This window comes from Dethiosulfatibacter sp., from assembly GCF_983023055.1.
The window spans coordinates 1-4,389 of the sequence record NZ_CEZJXU010000203.1 but is presented as its reverse complement, the minus strand read 5'-3'; the positions used below and the strand labels follow the sequence as shown (position 1 = coordinate 4,389).

The following is a 4,389-nucleotide window of genomic DNA, read 5'->3' as shown; positions in this document are numbered from 1 at the left end:
GCATGGTGTAAATCATGTTTTTTATTTCGGTTAAAAAAGCAGGTATTTACTAAATTAACTGAAGTTTTGAAATTAAGTTTATAAACTTAATTTTCAAGGTGGACACTATCCGCTCAGGCATATAATTCTTTTATATTTTAAAAATAAGAATATATGAATGATTGTATGGAACAAGGAGACTTATGAAGCCATATAAAAAAGTGATACTGTATTTTATAGTATATATGATATTAATCCAGGTGTTTTTGCCAGGTTTGGTTGATTCATCAATAATATATAATTACAGGATCGAGTATGATCTTATAAAAAATAAACATGAAAATATAAAGATAGCCCTTGAACAGATAGGCAGGATAATAAAGGAAGAAAAGATGGATGATTATATTGTTCTTGTGGGAGATTCCGTAATGTACAGTACTCCTGGAACACCGGATCAATCCATTAGTTTTTACATGGAAAAAATACTTCAAGAATATGACAAGAATATTGGTGTATTTAATCTGTCAGTACCATCAAACCAGATTGGAGATATTTATACAATTCTGCTTATGATGGATGACTATAATATTTCAAGGGATAATGTTGTAATAAACCTTATATATCAGGGTTTTGTAGGAAGAAATCCTTATCCGGCACCAGTTTTCTGGTTTACAGATATTCTTAAGGAAAAAGATATTGAAGCATACAACCATTGTCTTAACTTGGAAGTTATGAACGATAAGATAAAAATTGATATCGAAACAAGGATTGTCGATGAATTAAAAACGTTTATTTTTGAAAGGTTGTCTGTAATGAACTATAAGGATATCATAAAGGCTGGTTTTTTAGGCAAACTTAAGGGCGTAAATGACAGTATTTCCAACGAAGGAAAATCCTGGGAGGAAAAGGAATTTCTTGTGGGGATGCTTAATGAACCAACCATGTACAGGATTTTCAGTGATAAGAAATTTGATATGACGGAAAAAAACTATCAGATATTTTTTCTGGAGAAAATCATGAAATTTCAGGAAGGTAAAAACACAGTATTCTATATGCATCCTGCAAATAGGATACTTCTTGACAAGGTAAGGAAAACCCCGGGATATGATGATAATCTTGATCTGGTAAAGGAATATTTTGATTCAAGTAAGGCTGAATATCTTGATATGACAGGGAGAATAGAGAACGGTCAATATTCGGACCATATCCATCTTATACCTGAAGGATATAAACAACTTGCGGAAGTATTAATAGAAAATACTTCCAGATGGTTTGACTAGGAGGAAAACATGCTGTTTCATTCATTTGAATTTATCATGCTTTTGAGCATTACAGTGCTTATTTACTATATATTACCTAAATCAAGAGTATACGCTCTTGCCTGTGCCAATTTGATGTTTTATGGTGCATCAGGGTTGAATTACCTGACACTTTTTGGTGCAGTGACATTCATATCATATTTTTTTGCAATCAGACTTTACGAGAGTAAAAACAACATATATTATTATTTGGGTCTTGGAGTGAATGCATTGAATCTTCTGTTTTTCAAGTACTCAGGGTTTATGTTGACAAACTTGAGCAGTTTCTTTAATATAGGATTCCAAAATCAAGACGAGTTCATTTCAAGGATAATTCTGCCTGTAGGTATATCCTTCTACACATTTCAAATCATAGCATATATAACTGATGTAAAGAGAGGGGAAATAGAACCAGAAAGGTCTTTTCTTAGATTTTGGGTGTTTATATCATTCTTCGGACAGCTTATAGCAGGTCCAATAATGAGGGGTTACCAGTTTCTTCCACAGATAAATGATTTGAAAAACTGCAGTTGGAAAGAATCAAGATTCAAATATGGACTCTACTATATAATGATGGGGCTATCTAAAAAGATATTATTTGCAGATTATCTGGCAATCTATGCCAATAGGTTTTTCGACAGCTATATGAACTTCACGATTTTGGATGGATGGATTGCAGCATGGCTCTTTGCCTTTCAGATATATTTTGATTTTTCTGCATATAGTGAAATAGCAGTAGGTGTGGGACACCTCTTTGACTTGGATCTTGACATTAACTTCAAATCTCCATATATAAGTAAAAACCCTAAGGAATTCTGGAAAAGATGGCATATAACTCTTTCTTCATGGATAAGAGACTATATATATATTCCTATTGGAGGAAATAGAAGAGGCTTTGCCATGCAGAGTGTGTTTTTAATGGCTGCAATGACCATATCGGGAATGTGGCACGGTGCTGACTGGACCTTTTTGATTTGGGGAGCATATCATGGATTATTGGTCATAATACACAATATTTACCAGAGGTATTTTTCGAATTTTAGAAACAAGGTGATGGATAAGAATTGGTATAATGTAGTTTGCATATTTGTTTTTTTCAATCTTACAAGCATAGGATGGGTGTTCTTTCGGGCAAAGACATTCTCCCAGGCGATTTTTATAATAAAGAAGATGTTCGACATAAGCAGCCTCACAGTAACACCATTCCAAGTTAAATATATCATGATTTCTGCAGGATTATATTTCATACATGTATTGGAATACTATATTAGAAAAAACGAGAAAAAACTGTCGGTAAAAATTCAGGAACAATTACCGATACCAGTGAGAGCACTAGGGTATGCGGCAGTGGTAGTAGTACTTATAGTCATCGCCAAGACTGAGCAGAGCACCTTTATTTACTTTCAGTTTTAAGCAAAAAGGATTTGTAATATTTATTTAGATAAATTGTGAATTTATACTTTACAAACCCTTTTATTTCTATTATAATAATCAAGCAACTTAAATAAAAGATGTATTAATTAAATATGCGGATGTGGTGGAACGGCAGACACGCTAGCTTGAGGGGCTAGTGCCTGTATAGGTGTGGGGGTTCAAATCCCCCCGTCCGCACCAAGAAAAATGACGAGCTTATGGCTCGTTTTTTCACGTTTTTTATTTGACAAAACCATGGATTGAGGTATAATATCAATTAAGCTTAGAACGTATGTTTGAATATGTATGGCGTATCAGTGAATTATAATATGTTTAAATATGTTATAATAAATTATTCAAATATGATTAATAAACTACAGTTGATATCATTTATAAATCACTATTTTGAATAGAATTTAGAAGAGGGTGTTCATATGAAATTTCCAAGAAAAAGCGGCATTTTGTTTCATATTTCATCTTTGCCCTCAAAATATGGCATAGGTGATATGGGTATAGAAGCTCGTGAATTTATAGATTTTCTGGCGGATTCGAAACAGAGTCTTTGGCAGGTGCTTCCTTTAAATCCTGTGGACGAGTACAATTCCCCTTATAAGTCACCTTGTGTTTTTGCAGGCAACACAATGTTAATAAGTTTTGATATTATGGTTGAAGATGGATATTTAAATAAAGAAGATTTAATGGATCTGCCTGATTTTTCAGATGGAAGAGTCGACTTTTTAAAGGTTAGGAAGTTAAAGGAAATACTGTTTAAAAAGGCGTTTTTAAATTTTAAGTCCTTAATGGACACGAAAGTAAAAGATATAAAATCAGACTATGAATCCTTTGTTTCTTGCAGTAAGTACTGGATTGACAATTTTGCCCTTTACATTTCTTTGTCAAAACTTTTCAAGTCAAGAGACTGGACCAGGTGGAACAAGGAACTGGCTAATAGAGATGAAAAAATCTTGAATGAATATAAAGAAAAACTAAGCGAAGAAATATATTGTGAGAAGTTTCTTCAGTATATATTCCACAGACAGTGGAAGGAACTTAGAAAATATGCCAACGACAGGGGAATAAGGATTATTGGTGATGTACCTATTTACACCTCTCTTGAAAGTGCAGATGTCTGGTCGCACCAAGAGCTTTTCAACATTGATTCCAAGGGTAATCCCTTGACTGTAGCGGGTGTTCCTCCTGATGATTTCAGTGAAACGGGGCAGCTGTGGGAAAACCCTGTATACAGATGGGATGAAATGGCAACTCATGATTTTCTATGGTGGATAAAGAGGATTGAAAATTCACTGGAAAAACATGATATTATTCGACTGGATCATTTCAGAGGATTTGAAGCATACTGGGAGGTTCCCTTTGGAGATATTAATGCAGTTAACGGTAAATGGTCCAAGGGACCAGGTTATGGTTTCTTTTTAAGTCTTAAGAAGTATTTGGGTGAAATACCAGTGATTGCAGAGGACCTTGGCCATATAACTGAAGAGGTATGTGAGTTGAAAAACAAGCTGGGATATCCTGGTATGAGGATATTACAGTTTGAAAATATGGATGATTTTGAAAATGAAAACTTCCTTGATAGTATTGATTCAAACACGGTATTTTATACGGGAACCCATGACAATGATACGCTTTATGGATGGTATGAGAAGGCTTATGGAAAATCTGAAACCATTGAGTATATGTG

The 4,389-nt window shown here is 34.0% G+C and carries 3 protein-coding genes and 1 tRNA gene; all 4 read left to right on the top strand.

Annotated elements, in window-relative coordinates:
* Positions 1-182: 182 nt before the first annotated feature.
* Positions 183-1,259 carry a hypothetical protein gene (locus tag AC3AX0_RS08040; RefSeq protein WP_487549784.1) on the top strand — a complete coding sequence of 359 codons (1,077 nt, stop codon included), beginning with the start codon at positions 183-185 and terminating at the stop codon, positions 1,257-1,259.
* Between the two features lie 9 nt (positions 1,260-1,268).
* Positions 1,269-2,690, top strand: a complete 1,422-nt coding sequence (locus AC3AX0_RS08035; protein ID WP_487549783.1) for an MBOAT family O-acyltransferase — start codon at positions 1,269-1,271, stop codon at positions 2,688-2,690.
* Positions 2,691-2,805: 115 nt separating this feature from the next.
* A tRNA-Leu gene (locus AC3AX0_RS08030) sits at positions 2,806-2,891 on the top strand.
* 233 nt (positions 2,892-3,124) lie between these two features.
* Positions 3,125-4,389, top strand: a 1,265-nt coding sequence (gene malQ / locus AC3AX0_RS08025) for a 4-alpha-glucanotransferase (protein ID WP_487549782.1), incomplete at its 3' end; no start/stop codon positions are given.